The sequence below is a fragment of the Companilactobacillus paralimentarius DSM 13238 = JCM 10415 genome (assembly GCF_001434985.1).
Taxonomy (GTDB): Bacteria; Bacillota; Bacilli; order Lactobacillales; family Lactobacillaceae; genus Companilactobacillus; species Companilactobacillus paralimentarius.
The window spans coordinates 1-23,048 of the sequence record NZ_AZES01000074.1 but is presented as its reverse complement, the minus strand read 5'-3'; the positions used below and the strand labels follow the sequence as shown (position 1 = coordinate 23,048).

24 protein-coding genes and 3 pseudogenes are annotated in these 23,048 nt (G+C 34.0%); 5 read left to right on the top strand and 22 right to left on the bottom strand.

Annotated elements, in window-relative coordinates; all coding sequences use genetic code 11:
• Window positions 1-715: 715 nt before the first annotated feature.
• Window positions 716-982, bottom strand: a complete 267-nt coding sequence (locus FD33_RS06965) for a Txe/YoeB family addiction module toxin (protein WP_025086225.1) — start codon at window positions 980-982, stop codon at window positions 716-718.
• On the bottom strand, window positions 982-1,245 hold the full coding sequence (locus FD33_RS06960; protein WP_051564325.1) for a type II toxin-antitoxin system Phd/YefM family antitoxin: 264 nt from the start codon (window positions 1,243-1,245) through the stop codon (window positions 982-984). The genes FD33_RS06965 and FD33_RS06960 overlap by 1 nt, the downstream gene beginning before the upstream one ends.
• A gap of 337 nt (window positions 1,246-1,582) precedes the next feature.
• Here FD33_RS06960 and FD33_RS06955 point away from each other — a divergent pair, with 337 nt between their 5' ends.
• Window positions 1,583-2,836 carry a bifunctional helix-turn-helix transcriptional regulator/GNAT family N-acetyltransferase gene (locus tag FD33_RS06955; protein ID WP_025086223.1) on the top strand — a complete coding sequence of 418 codons (1,254 nt, stop codon included), beginning with the start codon at window positions 1,583-1,585 and terminating at the stop codon, window positions 2,834-2,836.
• Window positions 2,837-3,039: 203 nt separating this feature from the next.
• Here the strand turns inward: FD33_RS06955 and FD33_RS06950 are convergent, their stop codons facing one another.
• The 6 genes from FD33_RS06950 to FD33_RS06935 all read right to left on the bottom strand — a co-directional run bounded on the left by FD33_RS06950 (window position 3,040) and on the right by FD33_RS06935 (window position 8,464).
• On the bottom strand, window positions 3,040-5,766 hold the full coding sequence (locus FD33_RS06950; RefSeq protein WP_025086222.1) for an HAD-IC family P-type ATPase: 2,727 nt from the start codon (window positions 5,764-5,766) through the stop codon (window positions 3,040-3,042).
• Window positions 5,767-6,194: 428 nt separating this feature from the next.
• Entirely contained in the window at window positions 6,195-6,410 is a 216-nt protein-coding gene (locus FD33_RS13190; RefSeq protein WP_227005201.1) for an alpha/beta hydrolase, read from the bottom strand.
• A gap of 156 nt (window positions 6,411-6,566) precedes the next feature.
• Window positions 6,567-7,202 (bottom strand): alpha/beta hydrolase, encoded by a 636-nt coding sequence (locus tag FD33_RS13185; protein WP_227005202.1) that lies wholly within the window; start codon window positions 7,200-7,202, stop codon window positions 6,567-6,569.
• 24 nt (window positions 7,203-7,226) lie between these two features.
• A complete protein-coding gene (locus FD33_RS06940; RefSeq protein WP_025085778.1) occupies window positions 7,227-7,961 on the bottom strand; it encodes an SDR family oxidoreductase in 735 nt (244 codons plus the stop codon).
• Entirely contained in the window at window positions 7,962-8,090 is a 129-nt protein-coding gene (locus tag FD33_RS12915; RefSeq protein ID WP_234031739.1) for an LbetaH domain-containing protein, read from the bottom strand.
• Between the two features lie 35 nt (window positions 8,091-8,125).
• Window positions 8,126-8,464, bottom strand: coding sequence for an LbetaH domain-containing protein (locus FD33_RS06935; protein ID WP_227005203.1), 339 nt, complete (start codon window positions 8,462-8,464; stop codon window positions 8,126-8,128).
• Window positions 8,465-8,574: 110 nt separating this feature from the next.
• On the opposite strand from FD33_RS06935, the gene FD33_RS06930 reads away from it, so the two are divergent.
• Window positions 8,575-9,456 carry a LysR family transcriptional regulator gene (locus tag FD33_RS06930; protein ID WP_025085777.1) on the top strand — a complete coding sequence of 294 codons (882 nt, stop codon included), beginning with the start codon at window positions 8,575-8,577 and terminating at the stop codon, window positions 9,454-9,456.
• A gap of 618 nt (window positions 9,457-10,074) precedes the next feature.
• Here the strand turns inward: FD33_RS06930 and FD33_RS06925 are convergent.
• From FD33_RS06925 to FD33_RS06910, 5 genes and pseudogenes are all read right to left on the bottom strand, one after another.
• A pseudogene (locus FD33_RS06925) lies at window positions 10,075-10,365 on the bottom strand (FtsX-like permease family protein); the annotation flags it as partial.
• Window positions 10,366-10,374: 9 nt separating this feature from the next.
• Window positions 10,375-10,575 (bottom strand): annotated as a pseudogene (locus FD33_RS12905) (SDR family oxidoreductase); the annotation flags it as partial.
• Between the two features lie 33 nt (window positions 10,576-10,608).
• Window positions 10,609-11,248: pseudogene (locus FD33_RS13105) on the bottom strand (NAD(P)H-binding protein).
• 161 nt (window positions 11,249-11,409) lie between these two features.
• On the bottom strand, window positions 11,410-11,589 hold the full coding sequence (locus tag FD33_RS06915; RefSeq protein WP_025085775.1) for a hypothetical protein: 180 nt from the start codon (window positions 11,587-11,589) through the stop codon (window positions 11,410-11,412).
• 278 nt (window positions 11,590-11,867) lie between these two features.
• Window positions 11,868-12,104 (bottom strand): AbrB family transcriptional regulator, encoded by a 237-nt coding sequence (locus FD33_RS06910; protein WP_227005204.1) that lies wholly within the window; start codon window positions 12,102-12,104, stop codon window positions 11,868-11,870.
• Between the two features lie 327 nt (window positions 12,105-12,431).
• On the opposite strand from FD33_RS06910, the gene FD33_RS12900 reads away from it, so the two are divergent.
• Both FD33_RS12900 and FD33_RS06905 read left to right on the top strand, forming a co-directional pair.
• On the top strand, window positions 12,432-12,569 hold the full coding sequence (locus FD33_RS12900; RefSeq protein WP_148299181.1) for a type II toxin-antitoxin system YoeB family toxin: 138 nt from the start codon (window positions 12,432-12,434) through the stop codon (window positions 12,567-12,569).
• Window positions 12,570-12,911: 342 nt separating this feature from the next.
• Complete coding sequence (locus FD33_RS06905; RefSeq protein WP_025085773.1) at window positions 12,912-13,499, top strand: site-specific integrase; 588 nt, start codon at window positions 12,912-12,914, stop codon at window positions 13,497-13,499.
• Window positions 13,500-13,702: 203 nt separating this feature from the next.
• On the opposite strand, the gene FD33_RS12660 is transcribed toward FD33_RS06905, so the two are convergent.
• The 9 genes from FD33_RS12660 to FD33_RS06865 form a co-directional block, all read right to left on the bottom strand.
• Entirely contained in the window at window positions 13,703-13,921 is a 219-nt protein-coding gene (locus tag FD33_RS12660; protein WP_268870504.1) for a zinc-binding dehydrogenase, read from the bottom strand.
• A gap of 124 nt (window positions 13,922-14,045) precedes the next feature.
• Entirely contained in the window at window positions 14,046-14,900 is an 855-nt protein-coding gene (locus tag FD33_RS06900; protein WP_025085772.1) for an aldo/keto reductase, read from the bottom strand.
• Window positions 14,901-14,909: 9 nt separating this feature from the next.
• Window positions 14,910-15,509, bottom strand: coding sequence for an NAD(P)H-binding protein (locus FD33_RS06895; protein ID WP_025085771.1), 600 nt, complete (start codon window positions 15,507-15,509; stop codon window positions 14,910-14,912).
• A gap of 19 nt (window positions 15,510-15,528) precedes the next feature.
• Entirely contained in the window at window positions 15,529-15,969 is a 441-nt protein-coding gene (locus FD33_RS06890; protein ID WP_034544300.1) for a nuclear transport factor 2 family protein, read from the bottom strand.
• 140 nt (window positions 15,970-16,109) lie between these two features.
• The gene (locus FD33_RS06885) at window positions 16,110-17,567 is read right to left on the bottom strand and encodes an MFS transporter (protein WP_051564256.1); all 1,458 of its coding nucleotides are present in this window, start codon (window positions 17,565-17,567) and stop codon (window positions 16,110-16,112) included.
• Between the two features lie 15 nt (window positions 17,568-17,582).
• Entirely contained in the window at window positions 17,583-17,960 is a 378-nt protein-coding gene (locus FD33_RS06880) for a nuclear transport factor 2 family protein (RefSeq protein ID WP_025085768.1), read from the bottom strand.
• A gap of 187 nt (window positions 17,961-18,147) precedes the next feature.
• A complete protein-coding gene (locus FD33_RS06875; RefSeq protein ID WP_025085767.1) occupies window positions 18,148-18,732 on the bottom strand; it encodes a TetR/AcrR family transcriptional regulator in 585 nt (194 codons plus the stop codon).
• Between the two features lie 139 nt (window positions 18,733-18,871).
• Window positions 18,872-20,185, bottom strand: a complete 1,314-nt coding sequence (locus tag FD33_RS06870; RefSeq protein WP_025085766.1) for a CAP domain-containing protein — start codon at window positions 20,183-20,185, stop codon at window positions 18,872-18,874.
• 130 nt (window positions 20,186-20,315) lie between these two features.
• Window positions 20,316-21,182, bottom strand: coding sequence for a DegV family protein (locus FD33_RS06865; protein WP_025086382.1), 867 nt, complete (start codon window positions 21,180-21,182; stop codon window positions 20,316-20,318).
• A gap of 135 nt (window positions 21,183-21,317) precedes the next feature.
• Between FD33_RS06865 and FD33_RS06860 the strand changes: the two genes are divergently transcribed.
• Window positions 21,318-22,982, top strand: coding sequence for an Rqc2 family fibronectin-binding protein (locus FD33_RS06860; RefSeq protein ID WP_025086383.1), 1,665 nt, complete (start codon window positions 21,318-21,320; stop codon window positions 22,980-22,982).
• Window positions 22,983-23,048 lie beyond the last annotated feature (66 nt).

Sequence of the window (23,048 nt, the reverse complement as noted above, 5' to 3'; positions counted from 1 at the left end):
ATGAGTTCTTTTTTATTTTCTTCTTACTCGTTGCACTTCAATTGTAAATTCGTCATTCAAAAAATAAGTTAAATTATTCTATGAGGACTAATAATGTAAGGCTTGTCTTTTATGTAGAATTTCTAATTAATAATTCCTTTCGATAAACTAAAGGACTGTGATTATAACGGGACTTAAAAACCAGTGAAAATGATTTGGCACCAGCTATAGCCTGATAAATGAAATCTGTAGGATCATTGGAACGAGGTGGATCTTTAAGTTCGGTCTTCTAATGACTTTGCTGCGCAGGCTAAGTAAAATTGTAACATTTAGAGATTTTTTAGTGCTATATAATCAAATAGAACTTTCAATTCTTAAATACCCCGTCATGCCGGGGTTTTGTAAAATATACAATTTTCAACTTTTAGATATTAACAAAAGAAAATATATTATATATCGATAGATATGCATGATTAAATTTAGTTAGATCTATAATCCTTAAAGCCTTTATATTTGAACTCATCATTGATAAAAATATGGGGGATACACCTAAAGCCGAGCCTATTTGTCTCACTACGCTAATGACACTTTGTGACGATGTAAGTAATGATCTGCTAAAATTAGAAGCGGCCAATATATTTATTGGGCCTGCAATTATACCAAATCCAATTTATTATTTAATAATACTTTGCATAACTAATTTGAAAAATTTAATTTTTAGTTTTTATCTAAAAGATTATTCATAATGGTTCCATGCCGAATAGATATAAACTATCTTTTGTTCTTCATCAACTGAGTAAACCACTCTATGTTGAATGTTAAGCCTTCGAGAATAAAAGTTATTTTCCGGTGGAACCAATTTTTCAAAGCCATCAGAAGGATCATATGGATTCTTTGATAACTTTTGGACTATTTCATCGAATTTTTTCCGTAATAAACTATGTTTTAACTTTTTTAAATCACCGTTAGATGACTTGCGAAACCTTACTTGGTATTTAGACATTAGATTCTATCCCAATCAACACCATTAGTAATATCCATATCTCCAGAGTCATCATTTACGGCTTTGTGTACTTTATTAAGAGTACCATCATTCATGAGGTAGAGTGTTTCTTGTAGTGCCTTGTAATCTCTAGAACTCATAATTACAGCACTGTCATCTTCAGATCTACCATTGATTTCAATCGGAGTAGAATCTTCATTCACTGATTTAATTATCTTGTAAAAATCTTTACGCGCTTGAGTTGGATTGACCATTCTTTGCATGTGATTCTAATACCTCCTTTTTAACTAAGACACATTATAAGGTACGCTTTTAAGTACGTCAATTATGTGATTTCTAAAAATAGATATTTATGGATTACACAAATATATTTGCTATTAGAAAAGTCCCGACAATATTCAGTTCCTTTGTTTTGAACCACTCGTATAATGGCCTATCATCCAGAGCTGCTTGATAAAGAATTATAGGTAAATTTGAAACTTGTTTTCACATACATAAAATGAATTTTCTCTGAAAATTTTCAAATAAAAGTTTCTAAAATCAACAGTTGAATATGTCAACTAGTTGTTCTATACTTACTTTGTAAAGGATGGTATTTCTATGAATAAAGATATTGAAAAAATTAGAGATTTCAACCGTTTTTATGCTAATTACTTTAATCGTTTTGAAAAGGAATTATATCAAGGCTTTCCCTCAATGAATGAAGCTCGGGTTATGGCTTTTTTGCACTTCCATCAATCTAGTACAGCTACCGACATTCAAAACGAATTAGGTTTTGATAAGGGCCAGCTAAGTAAGATGCTGACAAAGTTGGAAAAAAAAGGTATTTTGAAACGTACTCTCAATCCTGAGGACAGACGGCATTACCTTTTAGATTTAACTAGTACTGGTGAAGAGCTGCATAAAGAACTTGCTGACAAAGCGAGAGACTATTTAAAGAATATTTTTAAAGATTATACCCCTTCTGTTTTAGAAATTATTGCTAATGACGTATCTGAAGCACAGATGCTTTTTCAGCAAACAGAAGATATTAAGGTTCGTCGTGGTAATATGACTGATTTAGGCTTTATTGCCGATTTACATAGTCGAATTTATTCTACTGAAATACCGTTTAATTCAATTTTTCATAGGTATGTCTTACAGACTTTAGCCGAATTAGCGGATGACTCATCAAAAAGCCTTATCTGGATCGCACAATTAGGTAGTCGAAGAGTTGGAACAGTTTCTCTAGTGCAAGATGCCAATGGCAAATATCAGTTACGTTGGTTTGCCGTTGATCCGGACTACCAAGGATTAGGAATTGGAACTAAGCTTTTGAATACCTTAATAGATCAAATCAAATTGGATAATATTGATGAAGTCTACCTTTGGACAGTTGATGAGCTCACAGGAGCACGGAATCTATATAGAAAATTAAAATTTAATTTGATTGAATCGAAAGTAAATAATAATTGGTCTGATCACCCTATTCATGAAGAAAAATGGTTATATCGTAAGGAGAATGAAATTATGGCTGATGAAAAGACAGAATTGATGCGTTTAATCGATACCGCTTATAATAATGTTCAAAATAATAAATATGGAAACTTTAGAAAAGAGTTATTGAAGTATTACACAGCTTTAAACAATGATGAGGATTATATTAAGGTACTGCTTGGCTTAAGGTCAGCTCTATTACAAGCCGATTTAACTTTAAATCTCAAGCAACGTATTTCAGGGTTACCAGGTGAATATAGCGATATATTTAAGTTCATTGAACCACAATTAAAGAAAGTCGATTCGAAAACGATAGATAAGTATTCTCATTATGGATTTGTTCCTCTTAAGTTGGGGAGTACAGTCAAGTATTTTTAAACTGTAAATAAATATAGTCAGACATATTTGTTTTCCTATTTCATTTAATATTAGTGAATTATTTGAGCTGTTAATTCATTGGCTTGATTCTTCCTTGATTTTTATGTAGCAATGTTGAAGAGTTTTTGATGAAGATAATACGATTATTACAGAAAAAATCACCCTCAATCTAAAAATAGATAAGATTGAGAGTGATTTTTTTGTTAGTGAATTGTTTTTTTCAAAACTCTAAAGCGAATGAATTTTCCTAGTTCAGTAATGGCTAGAACAATAACACCAGCCATGATTGGGATAAACCAGCCGTAATAGAAATTGATATTAGTTGTTTCAAAGATTGATTGCATAAATGGCAAGTAGATAATTCCTAACTGTAGAACGATTAAGATTGCAACAATTATGAAGGCCATCTTATTTTGGAAGAAGTATTTAGAAATGACCGGATGATCATTTCTTAAGTTGAACAGATAGAAGATCTTACCAAAAATAATGATATTCAATGCCATTGTACTACCTACAATTGCTGGCAAACCTTTACCAGTTAAGAAATCAAAGGCCCAAATGCCTAATCCAGAAATTAATAATGAAACATAAATTATTTCAAAGGTGTCTAGTTTGGTCAATAATCCTGCTTTAACATTTCTCGGACCACGTGCCATAATTCCGGCTTCCGGTGGTTCAAAGATGAAAGCAAATTGAATCGTTAAAGCTGAAACCATATTGATCCAAAGTAATTGTGCTGGATAAAGTGGTAATTCTTGTCCCATTAAAATACTGATAACAACAATTAAACCTTCAGCAAAACTAGTTGGTAATAAGAAACGGATTGTTTTACGGATGTTATCGAAGACATGGCGCCCTTCACGTACGGCTACAACGATATCGGAGAAGTCATCATCGGCTAGAACCATGTTAGCTGATTCTTTAGCAACTTCGGTACCCTTAATACCCATAGCAACACCAATATCTGCTTGTTTCAAAGCTGGTGCATCATTGACACCATCCCCTGTCATGGAGACAACGTGATCATTAGCTTGTTGTGCTCTAACAATACGTAATTTGTTAGCAGGAGTTGTCCTTGCAAAAACGTTATAGTCATCAATCTTGTCTTTTAATTCTTCATCGGACATAGCGTCAATTTCCGGACCAGTAATGGCTTTAACAACGGAATCTAGATCTAACTTTTTAGCAATGGCAGAAGCAGTATCAGGATGGTCACCAGTGATCATTTTGACTTTTATACCGGCCATTCTTAATTCATGAATTGATTTTCTAGCTTCTTCACGAGGCGGATCAATGATCCCAACCATACCTGCCATATTAAGGTTCTCGATAAGATCCTTAGAAATATTATCAACAGACGAATCAACTGTTTTATAGGCCAAAGCTACAACTCTAAGACCATCAGTTGATAATTCTGTGATTTTTTCGTTCCAATAAGTTTCATCAGTGCCCTGTTTAGAAGCATTAATGATAGTTGTTGGCGATCCTTTAACCATGAGAATTCTCTGATTGTCAAAATCGACTAGTCGAGCCGAATAACGAAAGGCTGAGTCAAATGGTAAAGAATCGATTTCGTTTACTTCAGGATCTTTCCCAGTAAGCTTACGGTAGAGTGTTGTTAAAGCACCATCAGTCGGTTCACCAGTTAATTCCCAACGATTATTTTCAAAATGTAGTTGGGCGTCAGTAGTTTGACCAGCGATATTGACCAACCACTTCATACCTTCATCTTTTTGCCAGTCATATTTTTCAGTACCTAGTTCCAATTCACCATTGAAATCAAGACCACCATTAGCATCATAGCCGACACCAGTAATACTGAAAGTGTGTTCTGGGGTAACAGCTTTTTTAACAGTCATTTCGTTTTTAGTTAAGGTACCAGTCTTATCAGTATTAACAATATCAACAGCACCTAAAGTTTCAACTGCGGGTAATGACTTGACAATTACCTTACGTTTGGTCATCTTACGTGTCCCCATGGCCAAAACAACTGAAGTACTTGCAGGTAATCCTTCAGGCATAGAACCAACCACCATAGTGATAACCGAGATCAATAAAGTTGGCAAACTATAAGTATCAAGGAAGTACCCAACTACGAACAAAAGTACCGCAATAATCACAATGGCAACTGACAAACCGAAGCCCAATGAGTTCAAGTTACGCATTAGTGGTGTTGGCTTCTCTTTAACTGTTTCAACAGAATCTTGAATTTTACCAATTTCAGTATCACCAGCAGTAGCAATAACAATACCTAGTCCAGAACCACTAGTAACAGCGGTTGAAGCAAAAACCATATTCTGACGTTCAGCTAATGGCAACTTGTCCGCATCCATTGGTTCCTCAATCTTATTGACCGGGTTGGTTTCACCAGTTAAAACAGATTCTTGAATACTTAAGTTATCGGCGGAAATTAGTCGCATATCAGCTGGAACAGCATCCCCGGCTTCTAGGTTAACTAAATCTCCAACAACTAAATCACGAGCATCCAATTCCAATTTTTCGCCATCTCTAAAGACAAAGTTCTTAGAGACCAACATTTCTCGAATTTTTTCCAGAGCGTTACCGGCTTGCTGTTCCTGAATATAACCAATAATAGCGTTGGCAATAATGACTAATCCAATAACAATTGAATCGGAATAACGATGCATTAAGAAAGTCATAATGGCTGCAGCAGCTAAGATATAAATGATACTATTGTTGAATTGTTTAATGAATTGAACGAACTTAGAAACCTTCTTGGCTTCTAACTCATTTTTGCCATTCTCTTTAAGACGCTTTTCAGCTTCAGCAACTGTTAATCCATTTTCAAGGTCAGTTCCATATATCTTTTTTAACTGTGCCTCATTTAATTTCCAAATTGTTTCCTTGTGACTCGGGGGAAGATCCGCTTGGGATTCTTCATCATTTTGGTACGAATTTTCATCTAGCATTTAATATTTCTCCTAATTATATCTATCTGATGTTTTTTGATATTTAATCAAAGTTAGAAAGACCAATTTTCTCACATCCCTTTCAATACAGTATTTAAAAACTAATTAACTGCTTCTTATATGATTAATATATAATATTTTATCTTAATAGTGTTAATAAGTAACTAATAAAATTTTAATGGTCCGGAGAATACTCTTTTGTTACCTTTCAAAATCACTTTTCTGCTTTTACAAGAATAATAAAACTCCTTACAATTTATCTGTAAGGAGTTTTTGTTGTTAGAAATCATGTTCAATTTTTCGAATACGATGAAGTACATCATCTGTACTAGGATTACTGATACCAAATTTTTTGCTTGGCAGGTAAAGCTGTTTTAAAATGATAGTAGTATTTTTTTGAAGTTGCTTGTACACAAAGAAATAACTAATTAAAGATTTTCCTTAAAGAAGCTAGCAAATTTATCAAATGGAATCAAATTCATTTGATCATATAAGTCAGTGTGTGTAGCACCTGGAACAATAACTAACTCTTTTGGATCTTTCAAACGGTTATATGATTCTTCGGACATATAACGTGAATGAGCTTTTTCACCGGTAACGATAAGGACTGGTCGTGGAGAAATTGTTTCAATATGTTCTTGCAAATGGAAATTGTAATAACTCCATGGAGTTGTAGCAGTCCAAGCTGAAGCTGAATTAACTGAACGGGGATGGAAAGCATGACCACGATAGTAATTAAAGAACTCTTTTGTTACAGAGTCAGCACTAGCTGGTAAGTTTTCTGGGAATAGAGTATCTGATTAAAGTGGTTTGTCATTTCCATCAAATGGTAATTCGTGTAATCCGGTAGCAGATGTACCCTTTTCAGCATCTTCCCAACGTTGGTTTGCCAAAGTTTGCTTTTCGATTTCACGTTGTTTCTCAGTCTTAGAATTATTTAATCCCATCCACATAGAATCGGACATATCATACATAACTGATGTGGCGACAGCTTTGATACGAACATCGATTGATACCGCAGTTAAAACATGACTACCCAAACCACAGATACCAATAGCACCGATTCTCTCTCGGTCAATGAACTTTTGAAGTCCAATGAAGTCAACCGCAGCGGAGAAATCTTCGACAAAGATATCTGGTGAGGCAACATTTCTAACACTACCAGAACTTTCTCCAGTAGTTGACTGATCAAAAGCTACAGTAACAAAGCCTTTTTCAGCTAATGTTTGAGCGTAAAGACCGCTTGATTGTTCTTTGACCGCACCGAATGGTCCTGAAATAACAATGGCTGGGTATTGTTTATTACTATCAAAGTTCAATGGTAGGTATAGATGCCCTGCCAAGATAAAGCCAAAGCGATTTTTAAAACGAACGTTTTGTACGTCAATTTCGGGATTAATTTTGAAAACTCTTGTGTCATTTGCTAATTTACTCATAATTTATTTTCTCTTTTCTTCTCATTATATATCTTGTTTGATGGGACGAATGATAATTTCGTTGACGTCCATGTTGTCTGGGGAATCAATTGCAAAAACGACGGATTTAGCAATATTTTCCGCGGATAAACCAATTTGATTCTCTACTTCTATTTCAGCTTTTTGATTATCAGGATTTTTAATTGATTTATATAATTCTGTAGAAACTGAACCCGGTGAAACTATGGTTGTTCGAATATTGTTGTTGTGCTGTTCTTGACGTAATCCTTCCATGATTGCTCTAACTGCAAACTTAGAACCATTATAGACGGCTAGATTAGGAACAACTACATGTCCAGCTACGGAATCAGTTGCAATGATATGACCTGATTTCTGCTTGACCATAGTTGGTAGAACAGCCGCAATTCCATTTAATACGCCAATGATATTAACATTTAAAATCTGTTGCCATTCGTCACGAGCACGATTAATTAATGCATTAACTGGCATTATACCTGCATTATTGTACAAAACATCAATATGTCCAAATTTCTCATTAGCCGTATCGACCAAGGCCTGAACTTCTTCAAATTTAGTGACATCAACACTTTGAGTAATGATTTGTTCATCTGGAAATTCAGCTTTTAAATTATTTAAGCGGTCCAACCTTCTAGCACCGATAACTAATTTTGCATGGTGCTTAGCTAATTCTCTGGTTGTTGCGGCTCCAATTCCACTGGATGCCCCAGTAATAACAATAACTTTATTTTCTATATTCATTTATTTGTTCCCTTCTTTGATGATGTGTGCTGGGTTGCCTGAAACAGTTACGTTTTCCTCGATGTCGGTTGTTACAACTGAACCAGCAATAATGATGGCCCCCTGGCCTATTGTGACGCCGGGTAAAATTGTTACATGACCACCAATGTTGACATTTTCTCCAATTACAATTGGCTTTTTTTCGAAGTGGAGTAATCGGTAGTCAGTAAAGTTGTATCAGGGCCAATGATCACATCATCCCCAATTTTGATAGTTCCAATATCAATCATTGTGACGTTGCAATTAATAAAAATGTTCTTTCCAAGTTTAATATTGCGACCATAATCAGTATGAAATGGTAATCTAATTTCATTAGTTGGATCTAACTGATAACCAAATATTTCGCTTAGCAACTGATTGGTTTCCCGTGAACAAGTACGACCAGTATTTAAATGTTGCAATAAACGTTGGTTTTGATCTACTAGACGAGAATCAAGCTTGAATAAATCTGTTTGACATGTCATCTTATGTGCCCCTTTCAACTGAATGACTATAGTATAAAAGAATTTGCTATATATTTGAAATACTTCTAAAATATAGATAAGCATAATTAAAAGTTATAGGAGAAGTAATGATGGAATTACGTGTATTACGATACTTTTTAGCCGTTGTTCAAGAGAAGAATATTACTAAGGCTGCCGAGAAACTGCTTATTTCTCAACCGGCGCTATCCAAACAATTGTCGGATTTAGAAAATGAATTAGGTGCAAAATTATTTATTCGTGGACATCGACAGATCACTTTGACCTCCGAAGGCGAATACCTTAGTTCCAAAGCCAGTGAAATCATTGATTTAGCAGATAAAACTACAGCTAACATTTTGACGGATCAAGTGATTGGTGGAGATTTGACGATTGGTGCTGGTGAGAGTGTCAGTATGAAACGAATTATTGATGTTATGGGAAATATTAATCAAGATTATCCTGATGTTAAGGTTCATTTGGTCAGTGGAGACGCTAATGAGATGGAAAGTAAATTAAATAATGGTACTTTGGATTTTGCTGTTTTCATGGGTGAACGAGATTTAAGCGATTTTAATTATTTGCAAATTCCTGAAATTGATCAATGGGGCGTAGTCATGAGACAAGATTCCCTACTCGCCTTAAACCAAGTCGTTACACCAAAGGACTTGCTAGGTTTGCCGTTGTTGATCTCATCCCAAGCTATGACTAGTAATCGTTTTGACAATTGGTGGGGAAACTTAGGACCACAAATGAATATCACCGGTACATTCACTTTAGCCTTCAATGCGGAACTGTTGGTTGAGAGTAGTCACTCTTACATGATGACCTTCAAGCACCTTTTAAATGAAAACAACAATGAAGAGTTAGTTTTTCGACCATTGGAGCCTGAATTGACAGAACCAATTACAGTGGTCTGGAAGAAAAATACTGTGCTTTCAAAAGTTGATCAACTATTTATCAAACGATTGCAGGCTTCACTTCAATTAGATTAAATCATTGATATAACCAGGCTTGAGAGAATATTCAAAGTGTCTACGTCTAGAAGTTTACCCTGAGACCTCAGGGCGCTATTATAAAATTGTGCTTAGGGCATAAAGGACCTCTTTTATCAGTATGTTTCTTCCCTGTGTTGGGGCAGAAAATAATATTTGGTTGTAATTCTTATATAAGATTACAGGTCTTTAAAGTTCAAGATGAACAATACGTTTTTTTAACTTGAAGGACTGAATTGAAGCCGATGTGGCTGTGTGGTTTAAAATGGACCTCCTACTTATTGAAGTAGTTGTCTAACCCTAAATGGGATCGAGTTACATGTTAAATATGCTTGAAGCATAAGAAAACCTCTTTGTTGATATACTTCTTCTTTTCAATGCTAGGTAAAAAACATCTAGTGTTTGATGATTGATCTTGGTTATGATTCATTTTGAAGACTTAGTCGAACTACGGTTCGCAGTTCTTTAAGAAAAAAAGATGGAGCAACTCCAGCAATTTGGGTCAGGGACTGTCCTTTAATAATTTATTGGATAGTCTCTTTTTATTTGTTCATTTTAATTTGATTTATCTTTTTTCGAAATATCGATAACATTAAATTCTATTTCTCTAGTTACTAATCAATCGACTGATTTTAGTGCTTCAAGCATATCGACACGATTGATCTTTCGAGCCATTAAGAACATGACTATTGCGGAGAAAATTAATGTCAGAATTCCAGAAATAGTAAAATTACTCCATAATAGGTTCAATTTTGCCATAGCATTTTCAGGTGGCAGAGTTTGCATTATATAATTATGTAAATAATAACCACCGATATAACCGCCCAAAATACCGATAATTGTTAATAATAAGGTTTCTCGGTAAATATACATAACAACCTCGAATGGGTAAAATCCTAGTACTTTGATGGTTGATAATTCAGGGTTAGTAACATCAGTAACTCTATATGCGGCTTGACCACCGGCTTCTTTGATATCTTGACTGATTTCTTGTAAACGATTTTCACGTCTAGCTCCTAAAACGACTTTGACACCATTTTTAGCTAACAATTTAGCTGTTGCTTCTCCAATACCTGATGATGCTCCTGTAATTACGACTACTTTATTTTCAACTGACATATTTATACTCTCCCATTTATTATTTTGTGATTCTTAGTAAAATGATGGTTTATTCCATTCAGTATTAGGTTCGACTACACCAATGCTCTCCGACTTATATAAATCAGGCTTGGCAATAATATTGCTAATCAATTTAGCAACTGCTTGTCTAGTAATTTGAGTTCCCTTCATAGGTTGACCTTGAGGAACGATTTCATAACTATAATTGCTATCTTGGTTGTACAGCCAAGTCATTCTTAAGAACGTATAATCCAAATCACTATTATCAATGATTGCTGCAGCTTTTTTATATTGGTATAATTGCCCATCATTCTTGCATTCCATTTACCAAACTTACCAGCAACTTCATCATAAATTCCTAATCCGCCCGCAACAATCAGGTGCTTAACATTCTCTTCTTTCATAACTTTAACGACATTTTGATTGGTATCAATAAAATGTGCCCCGTTGCCATATAGACGATATCTTGATCTTTTATACCTTCTCTTAAGTCTGATAGATTGTTCCAATCATCATCGATCAAAGTAATCTGTGGATTTTCTTTATATTCAGTCAATCTTTGTTCAGCACGCCTGGCGAATAAAGTAATCTGATTGTCAGATTTTTTCAGTAACATTGGAAGTAAGTATTTTGAAATGTTACTTGTAGCTCCCAATAGAATTATTTTTTTCATAAAGCTCTCCTATCTTATTTTTTATTCAAAATGTGGTGATAATTAACTGCATCGACTTTTTTAACATCATGTTTATCAAAAAAACAATTTTTTCTCCATAAGGTACTAAGTTGATTGTTCTTTTGCCAACAAATTTCCATGTGCCCAAATAAATATTTTTGTCATGATGATTGATCCAAACACCGACCATATTCTTTGTCCCTAATTTTTTTAACTGTTGAAATATAACTCATGTTCTTAGTGGTCAAAGAATCATCACTAGGTCCAAAACGAAAATTAATAAACATTAAGATACCAACAAGGATAATTGCTGGTAAAGCTTCCTTAAACTTTTTGTTCATATCATGCTTTTTTTATAATTCGTTCTTGATTACAAATACTAGTATAATAGTTTAAAAAATATTTGAAGAATCTGATAATTGATCCAGTATATAACTTATAGTTCACACTATGTGCAAATTAAGCTTTGAATTTGTTAGGTACTTCTATTGAAGGAATTAGCAAAGTTAGTCCTCTAAGACAAAACATTATCAATTTTAAGCAAAAAAAGAACCTCTCCTGATTATTGGAGAGGTTCTTCTGTATTTTTGTAGTTTTCTTGACCGTTCAGACAAAGAAACTATAAGTTTTCCAATCTTTTCATCAAATTAGAATGTTTACTATACAATTTACTAGCTGTTTCTTGAACATTGGGGCGTACTTTTTCAATCTTTTTAAAGGTTATTTCTTTGCCATCCGTCGATATAATTTTTTCAAAATAAGTATCAATATTGGCGTCGAGAAGCTCTCTGTCCTTTTCTGAAATTCTAAAAGCATATGAATCACCATTTTTAAATAGCTTAATATTTTGTTTCAAATCTGCTGAATTAATAATTGATATCGCCCCCTTGTGTATTCATCATAATACATAAGGCTGACTATTTTTTCAACCGCTCTGGGATGTATTGTTCGTAATCACTAATTAGCTGTTCATGTTCAACAAGCTCTTCTAGTGAACTGATTGATTCCATCTCCCTAAGTAGATTATTTCAGAATTTTTTGAAATAAGTATTCTTAAAGAATTATTTTCCCCACGAGAATTGATCGAATAAATTTTCTTTCAAACCATCAATACTGGCAAAAGCAAGGTCGTAGTTCTAAAAGCTTTAAATAAAACAATTGATGATATCGTTCGACATCTTTTATCGGAATCAGAAAACCGTTGTTTTTGAAATATAGGTTAGATAATTGCTGGGCACGAAGAATTAGTAAAAATGATCGCATTGTTTACACTGTGACAAAAAGTTCCATTATTATTATCCAATGTCACTATCATTATTAGTCAAAAAGAAGTCTATAGGACTCTTTTTAGTATTTAAATCAAACTATGTTGACAGACGCATTCTATGGAAACAAAGTATATAGTTGACCATCTAAAAAGCGAACTTGACCGTAGAATTAAGATTTGCTAAAATCATTTCTTTATTGTAAAAATAGGGGCTATTTGTAAGAAATAACCCCTTTAAAATGTTGACGTAGCAAGCCAAAAAAATTACAATTAATACCTAGGGGTTATTTATTAAATATACTAAATAATAGTCCCTACAATCGAGAAACCTATTAAACCGGCATTTTAAGTAATTGTGTTCTAAAATTACTATCAATTGTTCTGAATGGAGAAATAATGAAACAATTAGTTTTACCAATCAAAGACAGTAACATTTTAAGTGAAGTTCAAGATACGTTATTACGAAATTTTAAATACGGTCGCAGGAATTATACGATCTTTCAAACCGGTAAAGCTACCCTACTTCGAGTCTCTGATGTTTTAGCTTTGAAATATGATGATGTTTTCGATAAATATGATGAATTGAAGAAAACGGCATTTATCCATGATAAGAAAACTGGAAAACCCAATACTCTATATTTGAAACCTATCACTCGTGATCTATTGATTTACCAAAAATGGTTGTTAGAGAATAAAGTGAATTCTGAATGGTTGTTTCCTTCAATGCAAAGACCTGAACGACACATAACTGAAAAACAGTTTTATAAAGTGATGGCTAAGACCGGTGATTTGCTGAATATTAATTATCTTGGAACACATACGATGAGAAAAACTGGTGCTTATCGTGTTTACGTTCAATCGAACTACAACATTGGTTTGGTGATGCGTTTGTTAAATCACAGTAGCCAACAAATGACTTTAGCGTATTTGGGACTTGACCAAGAATCTCGTGAGGCAATGTTAGATCAGATTGATTTTGGATAAATAAGATTTCAATCAGATTATGATGCTTTTCGTATATAATTTAACTAAAAAAAGGATTCGGTATTGTAAAAATTTCAATACTGAATCCTTTTTTTATTTTGTTTATAGATTTACATAACGAAAGGTTACATAACATTAATTAAAATAAGTTGTTTAAAATTAAATTGTCCAATCCTAAAAATATCAATTTTTATCGACTATATTTACTTTGAAATCTTAACAACAATTTTTCCAACCGTATCGTGATGATACAGTTTTTCCAGTCCACTAACTAATTGATCGAATGGCAAAATCTCAGTAATACAAGGATTTAATTTTTCCTGTGCGACTAGGTTCAATAATTCAGTCGCCATAATTCCTAAATCTCTTTTTTGAGAGTAACTGTTACTTCTATGTGCTCCACCTAGATTTAAAGCACTGATAGTAATACCCCGCTGAGCAAGAAAATTCTGATCGATTGATTCTGGAGCTTCGTTGATCTAAACTAATTGTCCGTTATAAGCCAGTCGTTCTTCAATATATTTAATTTTAAATAAAAATTATCTTTTAATAATTAAACTTAACACTACCAAGTTGTTTAACTGTTTGTGGATCGTGCATATTTCCAAACAAACTGACCCCTTGATCCAAATTTTCCATTTGTTTCATTTCTGAATTATTCAAAGTAAAATCAAAAATATCGGCATTTTCAATAATTCTAGATTCATGAACAGACTTAGGAATAACAACAATATTACGTTGGTTCAACCATCTCAAAATCACTTGACCATTTGTTTTACCATGCTTATCAGCAATTTTCTTGATTGTAGGATTAGTAAAGATACCTTGTTTCCCTTCAGCAAATGGTCCCCAAGCCTCTGGTACAATATCGTTATCTAACAACCATTGAACACGTTCGGGTTGAGCAAAGAAGGGATGTAATTCAATTTGATCAACCGCTGGTTTGATTTCATTGTGCATCATCAAATCTTGTAATCTATCATTTTCAAAATTAGCTACACCAATAGATTTTAATTTTCCTGCCTTATAGGCATCCTCCATTGCTCTCCACGAGCCATAAACGTCGCCAAGTGGTTGATGAATTAGATATAGATCAATATAATCCAAGCCTAATCTTTTTAGTGAAGCATTAATAGCTTTTTGAGTATTTTCATAACCAGCATCTTGTACCCAAAGTTTAGTTGTTACGAACATCTCTTTTCGATCGATACCACTTTCTTTAATTGCTTCGCCTACAGCACCTTCATTCAAATAAGCTGCGGCAGTATCAATTAAACGATAGCCATTTTTGAGTGCTTGTAAAACGGCCTGCTTGCATTCATCATAATCAGGAATTTGAAATACTCCAAACCCTAGAGTAGGCATTTCAATACCATTATTTAATGTAATTTTTTTATCCATAGTTTTCTCCTAACCTTCGTTGATCCCCACACTGGATCTATTATCTAATGTGTTATTTTCGCTTAATTTAACAACATAGTCGGCAATACTATTTCTGGAAACATCATGTCCACCAAACGGTTCACCTTTTTGTGTAATTTCGTAATTAACAGGACCATTGGTATACCACCCGGGACGAACGATTGTATAGTTCAAGTCTGATTGTTCAATTAAATCAGCTGCTTCTCTGAATGGTCTTAAAATACTGTTGCTATAAGGTTCTGGAGAGTCACCTAACCAAGAAGGAATCTCTTGATATATGCCCATAGTTGTAATGAATACCAATCTTTGAACATTCTCTTGATCCATAACTTTTACAATATGTTCAGCAAATGTCTTCATATCACCACTTAAGGCCACGAAAACGAAATCCTGACTTTTTACTGCCAATGCCAATTCAGTATCATCTGTTACACTTCCCGAAATGGCTTTTTCTCTAGAGGTATTTAATTTTAATCTATTAACTCGTCTAGAAAACAGCGTTAACTGAGCATCTGTTTTTCTTAAAAACATCTGTCTTACTGCATTTCCAATTGAACCGGTTGCTCCAATAATTAATATATTTTTCATAATAGTTTCTCCAATTAGATTATTTAATATCTTCTGTATGCCAGATAAAGTTTGAATTTCGTTCAGAAATTAACCATTTTCCATTAACTTTTTCGTATTTATCTTGGTATCTAACACCTTCACTAGTTGTAACTGTTTTGTTTTCTTCGTTAGTTTTAACCAAAACAACATAGTTATATGCCACACCGTTGGCATGAGTTTCATCAATAAAATCAACAGTTTGTTGACCACTCATATGGAAGACTGATGAATATTCATCCATTGAAGAACTAAAAGCATTAAATATTTCTTTTCTACCATTGAGAGTAAAACTAACTTTGCCATCGTTGATGATATTTACTACACCGTTTTCAGTGAAGAGTGCGACTTGCTTGTCATTTTCTTTAGTGTCAGAGTAGTTTGAAAATAAATCTACCAATTGTTTTAATTCGATACGATCTGAAATTTCTTGTGTGTTCATAATATAAATCTCCTCTGTTTTTATTAACTCTCTTTGTTTACAAAATCTATTATGGGGCGTGATCAACTATAAAAAAATGGTCAATGTTTTTTATTTAGTTACTTATGCCACGCTTTAAAAGAAAGAGTGACATTAAATTTTTAGCGTTCCTGTTTAACAGGTTCTTTTCTAGTGAAATTAATAATAATAGCAACCACTACTAAAACGAATCCAATGAACATGATGGTGTGCATACCGTTGAATAAGATTGTTCTTAATTGTGGCAATAAGTTTTGTGGCAATGTCTTAGCAGATGATGCATCAGTTAATTTATTGATCATCCGGCTAGTAATTTTGCCTCCAACTTGATTAGCAGTACTGATACTCAAAACAGCTCCAAAAATAGCAGACATAAATGTTTGTCCTAAAGTTCTGAATAACAAGCCAAATGTTGTTGAAACACTGATCAGTTCTTTTCTAACACCATCTTGAATTGAAACTTGCATTGGTGTAAATGAAAGTCCCATTCCGAACCCTTCAAATGCACCACTGACTAATAACCACCAGTATGGAGCATTCTTAGTAGCAATAATCATCGCTAAAGCTGAAATTAGAATACTGAAACTACCAATCATAACGATTTTCTTGTAGGATATCTTTGGCATTAAGTTTGCAGTCAATCTGGTTCCCAGCAATAGTAAAACTGAACCACCGATTTGTGTTAAACCACCATAAGTAGCATTGGTACCAAGTAGTCCTTGTGACCACATTGGAGCATAAACACTATATCCAATAAAGAAACCATTAATCAAAAACATAATGACGTTTTGAGATTGAATCCGCCAGTTCTTTAATAATTCAGTTGGTACTAATGGATTCTTTTTAGAAGATTCGATTCGATAAAAAATAACCATTAGAATCAAACCAATTACTAATAGAACTACTGCCCTTGTTATACTTGAGGCAATTGAATCACTGGCAAATAATAGAACAATTAGTGTTAAAATCAACATTCCTGAACTTAAATAATCAAATGACTTGTCAGTTATCTCCGTTCTATTTTCTTTATAACTAAATTGAAGCATCAATAATGAAATAATTCCGATTGGTAAATTAATAAAGAATACCCAATGCCACGAAAGTGTATCGACTAACCAACCACCAATTAGTGGTCCTACTACGGTCGAGAGCGTGTAAGAAGCTGTAACCCAGCCTAGTGCTCTAGCACGTTCTGATGGATTCGGATATAGATCCGCATAGATAATAAATGGAATTGAAACCATTCCTCCAGCGCCGATTCCCATGAAAGCACGTGCAACAATCAACATAATCATATTTGTTGATAAGCCCCCGATAACGGAACTAATTACAAATAATAGTAATGAGATTTGAAAAGTTAGTTTCTTTCCAATAATCTCCCCTACTCGTCCCCACAGAACAGTGGTAACGGCTGTTCCTAGTAGGAAAATAGAACTGATCCATCCGATTAATCTAATACCGTTTAAATCACTAGTAATTGCGGGCAATGCTGTATTAACAATCGTCGCATCAAGTCCACCCATAAAATTAGCAATCAACAAAGCGACCGTTGCTATTGTCACTCTTCTTTTTGTCATCATATTTTTGATATCCCCTTAATACATTGAAGCCTGTGACAAAACTATTTGCCATTGACCATTCTTTTTAGTTAATTCAGTTCTGGACTCCAAAGTCCAAGTATTACGAAAACCATAAATCCTTGCATCTAGTTCATTTCTGGAAACAACCTTTGCAAAATCACCGTTCACCTCGACTTGCATTAATTTTTCTTTATTACTGAAATAATGCATGCGTCCTATCTTGATTTGTTGTAGCCATTCTTCCTTGGTCTGATCTGTTCCAGTGATATGAATAAAATGTGCATCTGGCGCAATCACTTTATTCAATATATCTATATCTCCAGTAACCATACCTTGTACTTGTTGACGAACGGCTAAAGCTACCTTTTCTTCTTCACTTATCTTTATAGTCATTGTTATTACCTCATTGCTTTCCTTTACGATGTATTCATTATGCAATGAATTAAATAGCAAAAAAATGGGCAGTATTTCTCAAAGAGTGACATAAGTAACCTTTTCCAAAAAAGAGTGTCATAAAGTTAGTCAATTTGAAAATTTGGACATCAAAAAAGCAGATATCTATTTGAAATATCTGCTTTAATTACTTATTCTGTTTCAGAAAATTATTAACGCCACCCTGCATCAATAGAGTAGCCGACTCAATCACGTCTTCAAGAGGTTCTTGTTTACCTTGACTGACCCATTGTTTATAAACGTTTAATCCTGTCTGCTCGACAAAATTCAATAGAGCATTTTGTTGCCAGTCCGTCATTAAATTAAATTTTTTGGATTCACCCCAGGTAGAATTCATTACATTATCAATCATTTGTTGGCGAATTCCTACGTAGTTTCCGACTACACTGGAAGTTATTTTGTCATACGCTTCACCTTGATCAGCTGAATAAGTAAAAAACGCTCTAACACTTTTTGCTAAATCTTTTGGATACTGATATTCCTTTATTTCTTTTAGATATTCCTCAGCATATTTAGCTTGCATTTCTGTCAATAAATCATCCAGTGTTGGATAGTAACGGTAAAATGTCTTTTTGTTAATTTGAGCTAGTTCGGAAAGTTCCTTAACCGTAATCTTTTGATATTCTTTCTCACAAATCAGTTTTTCAAATGCTTTATATATATTTGAAATCGTTCTCTGAACGCGCAGATCTTCATAACCAGTTAATTTCATTTTTAAAATCTCACCTCAAATAAATATCTAATATGTAAACTTCTATATAAAATAAAAAGTTCGATATTGAATTTTTTCAAATTCACATCGAACTTTTTAATTAAGAGATTGTTTTACCACAGCCTCTTACTCATAATTTCTAGTTTAAAGTTAGTTCATTTTGTTGAATCCAAGCGTTAGTACCGATGCGGTACATCTTAGTATTAGTTGTTGGATTAACAGTTCGACGATCGACAATCCATGAAGATCCAGGAGTTACTGTATATCCAGCGTAGATACCGCTGTCGTTGTAGACTTTGGCAGTAGTTGTAGCTGTAACAGTTGTTCCTGATAAGAATTTAGCCCATGGTAGAGCGTCATCAGCAGCAACAAATCCATTAGTACATACATGATAGAAGAAATTACCATCAATAATTGCAATAATATCTGAAGCCCATGAAGTATCAGGTCCTAAAACAAGATCAACACGCTTATTACCATTACGATCGTAAATAGGAGTCATCTTGTTCTTAGTAGTTACTCCACCTCTTATATCAGCTACAGCATAGTTATCACGACTAACATAATCTGCATTCTTACGGTTAGCATCAGCAAGATCATACTTAGAAACATTAGCATAATCATTTTCATTAGTTAAGTAGTATGAATAGATGTCTGAAGCGTCATACTTATCATGAGATGCTTGATCATTACCCATTTCTTGTGCAAAGTAAACCATCCCATTGGAACTAACACTTACACCAATTCCTACATAAGTAATATATGGATTAAGCATATTCTTTCTATGACCGTAATTAGGTTCAGGATCATAAGTTTCACTATAAAACTCATGTGTAACCTTTTGGGCAATGGCAGTTGGATCTGATGTACCTAACATTGAATATGGCATTTGAGAAATATTTTCCTCAGCATCCAAATAATATGGATACATGTTAGCTGAATTCCAGCCAGCATGGTTATCAACACCAGTACTTGTGAAGCCATCAGTTCTTGATTGAGCGTAGTTGTTTAATGTAACTACAGAAGTCAAGGCTGGAAGGTCATTTTGTGCACGCAAACGATTTAGTTCAACTAACATTGCTTTTTTAACCGCTACAATGTCAATATTGTTATAAGTCGATTGTGTTTTGGCAGTTGTTGAAGCTGCAGAAGTAGTATCACTGTTACTGTTAGTTGTACTTGTTGTATCATTAGATGGTGTCTTAGTTGCCGGACTCACAACTTGATTGTTTGTATCACTGTTGTTATTTGTAGCAGTTGATACTGTTGCATCCTTATCAGCAGTATTGGCAGTCGTAGTACTACTATCAGCTGCAGTTGTGTTTGTAACAGAAGTATTGTTTGTATCAGTCGAAGTTGTTGCATCGGCGTAAACAATATTTCCTCCCAAACTCGTTGCAAGAAGTGCACTAGCGGCTACTAAAATAGCTGCTCTCTTAGTTTTAGAAAACATGATACTCCCCTTTTCCCTATGAAAATAATGGATACATTCATTTTAACTCAATAAAAACATTTATGAAGCATTATTTATAATAAATATTTTATATTATTTCAGTAAAATAAAAAAGCCATATGGCTTTCAATTATGCTTTATCAAAATCCTTGATCCAAGCAATGGCCAACGCATCTTTACCTAAATGAGCACCGATGACGGGTCCAAAGTATGAACGATCTAGTGTAATATCAGGGTATTTATCATGCAACTCACTTGCCCATTGATCTCCATCCCTTTTATCGTCAGCATCGATTACCAATAAACGTAGTGGATATGGAGCCTCATCCATGGCCGTAGCCAATTTTTCTTCAGCTTTTAACTTGGCCTTTTTCATGGATCGAGCTTTATCATAGGCAACAATTTTGTGATAATTATCATCAAATTCTAGTAATGGTTTAATATTTAACATGGTTCCAATGACAGCAGAAGTATTTGATAATCTTCCGCCTTTAACTAAATTCTTTAAGTCATTTACCACAAAAGACTCACCAATAGAGCTTCTTAAGTCATCTAGACGTTCAAGAATCTCACTAAGTGGTTTATCTTCTTGAGCCATTTTGGCTGCCTCTTGAGCTAGGTAGCCCATTAGGCGTACAGTAATATGTGAATCATAAACGACGACATTGATATCATCAATTGTCTGAGCAGCACTCTTAAGGTTATTTACAAAACCAGAAATAGTGCTTGCCAAATGAATTGAAATTACGGTATCATAGCCTTCTTTAGCCAGCTTGTCGTACACGTTCATCATTTCACCAATTGAAGGTTGAGCCGTTGAGGGTAACTCAGGTGATTCATGTAAGAGTTTGTAGAATTGAGACGTAGTAATATCAATATCTTCACGATATGTTTTAGTATTAAATACTACCTCTATTGGCACAACTGTTATATTATATTTATCGACTATTTCTTGTGGCAAATAAGATGTACTATCTGTTACAATGGCTATTTTCATAAATTTATCAATTCCTTGTTTGGTTACGTATAATGATTGTATAACCATTAAATTATATCATATTCAATCGAGTTTATATTTGTTACACTGCAAAAGTTTCAGAATTTATCACGCAATATAGAAAGGAAGTCAATTATGTCCTTTGACGGAATGTTTACCCATGTGATGGTAAACGAATTGAATCAGAATCTCCGTGGCGGTAGAATTGCTAAAATTCAACAGCCGTTCGCTAACGAATTGATCCTTACAATTAGAAGTAACCGTAAGAATCAACAATTATTATTATCAGCTCATCCCTCATATGCAAGAGTTCAGATTACGGATCAGCCATTTGCTAATCCCGCTAAACCTTCAACTTTTGTTATGTCGCTAAGAAAGTATATCACTAGTGCTATTGTTCAAGATTTTAAACAATTGAATAATGATCGTATCGTAATCGTAGATTTGAGTGCTAAAAATGAATTGGGCGATATTCATGAATATCGGTTAATTACCGAAATCATGAGTCGACACAGTAATATTTTTCTCGTAAATAAAGAGAATGGAAAAATTATTGACTTAATTAAACGTGTTTCTCCAGAAAATAATAGTTTCCGTGGACTTCTTCCCGGGGACGATTATAAGTTACCGCCTGCACAGAATAAAATCAATCCATTTTCAGCGAAAAATGAAAATCTTCAAGATTTATCGGCAGCCGATATTCGTCAAAAGTATGAAGGTATTGGTTTAGATACATCATATGAGTTGGAAAAATTTATAGCAGCTGGCCAAACTTTAGATGATTTCATGAATTTATATGAAAATCATTTAATGCCTAATACAGCCAACACTAAAGACAAACACAAGTTAGGTTTCTTCCCTATTGGTTTTAGCAATACCACGACAGAAGTTAATACTTACGCAAGTTTAAGTGAGCTTTTGGATAATTATTATTTAGATAAAGCTCGAGTTGATCGAATTGAACAGCAAACCAAGAGCATTACGCATCGTTTAGATATTATTTTGAAAAAAGATAAGTCTAAGATTAAAAAATTGAATAAGCAATTATCACAGACTGATGTGATGGCTAAATACAATCTTTATGGTGAATTATTGACGACATACATGTCACAAGTTAAACGTGGTTCTAGCTCAATTGTTTTGACTAATTACTACAATAATGAAGAGGTAAAAATCAAACTGAATCCAGAGTACTCCCCTTCTGACAATGCTCAACATTACTATAAAAAGTATCGTAAGTTACAAAATTCGATACCCCATGTTCAAGAACAATTGGATATTACTACGAATGAAGTCAACTATTTGGAATCAGTTTTGGCATCTCTTGAATACGTAGATATTGAGGATGTCGATGGTATTGTTGATGAACTGGTTGATTCAGGCTATATCAAGAAGAAACGTCGTAATGCTCGTAAGAAACGTAAGAAGCATGTTGGTGAAGATTTCCAATCATCAACGGGTGTTGATATTATTGTTGGTAAAAATAATATTGAAAACGACCAATTGACGATGAAATTATCACAAAAGAATCACTACTGGTTCCATGTGAAGGATATTCCTGGTTCACACGTTATTTTGAAAACAAGTGATCCTGATGAACAATCAATCACTGAAGCCGCAACAATTGCAGCCTACTATTCTAAAGCTCGTGATTCGAGCAAGGTTCCAGTTGATTATGTTAAAATCAAAAATATTCGTAAACCTAATGGTGCTAAACCAGGGTATGTTATCTTTGAAGGTCAAAAAACTATTTTGGTTGATCCTGATCGCCAATTAGTAGCTGATTTAAAAGCCAAATAAAGCAGAAAAGGAGGCTGTGACATAAGTCTCAAAAAATAAAAGCTGATGAATGAGATTCTTATTTCA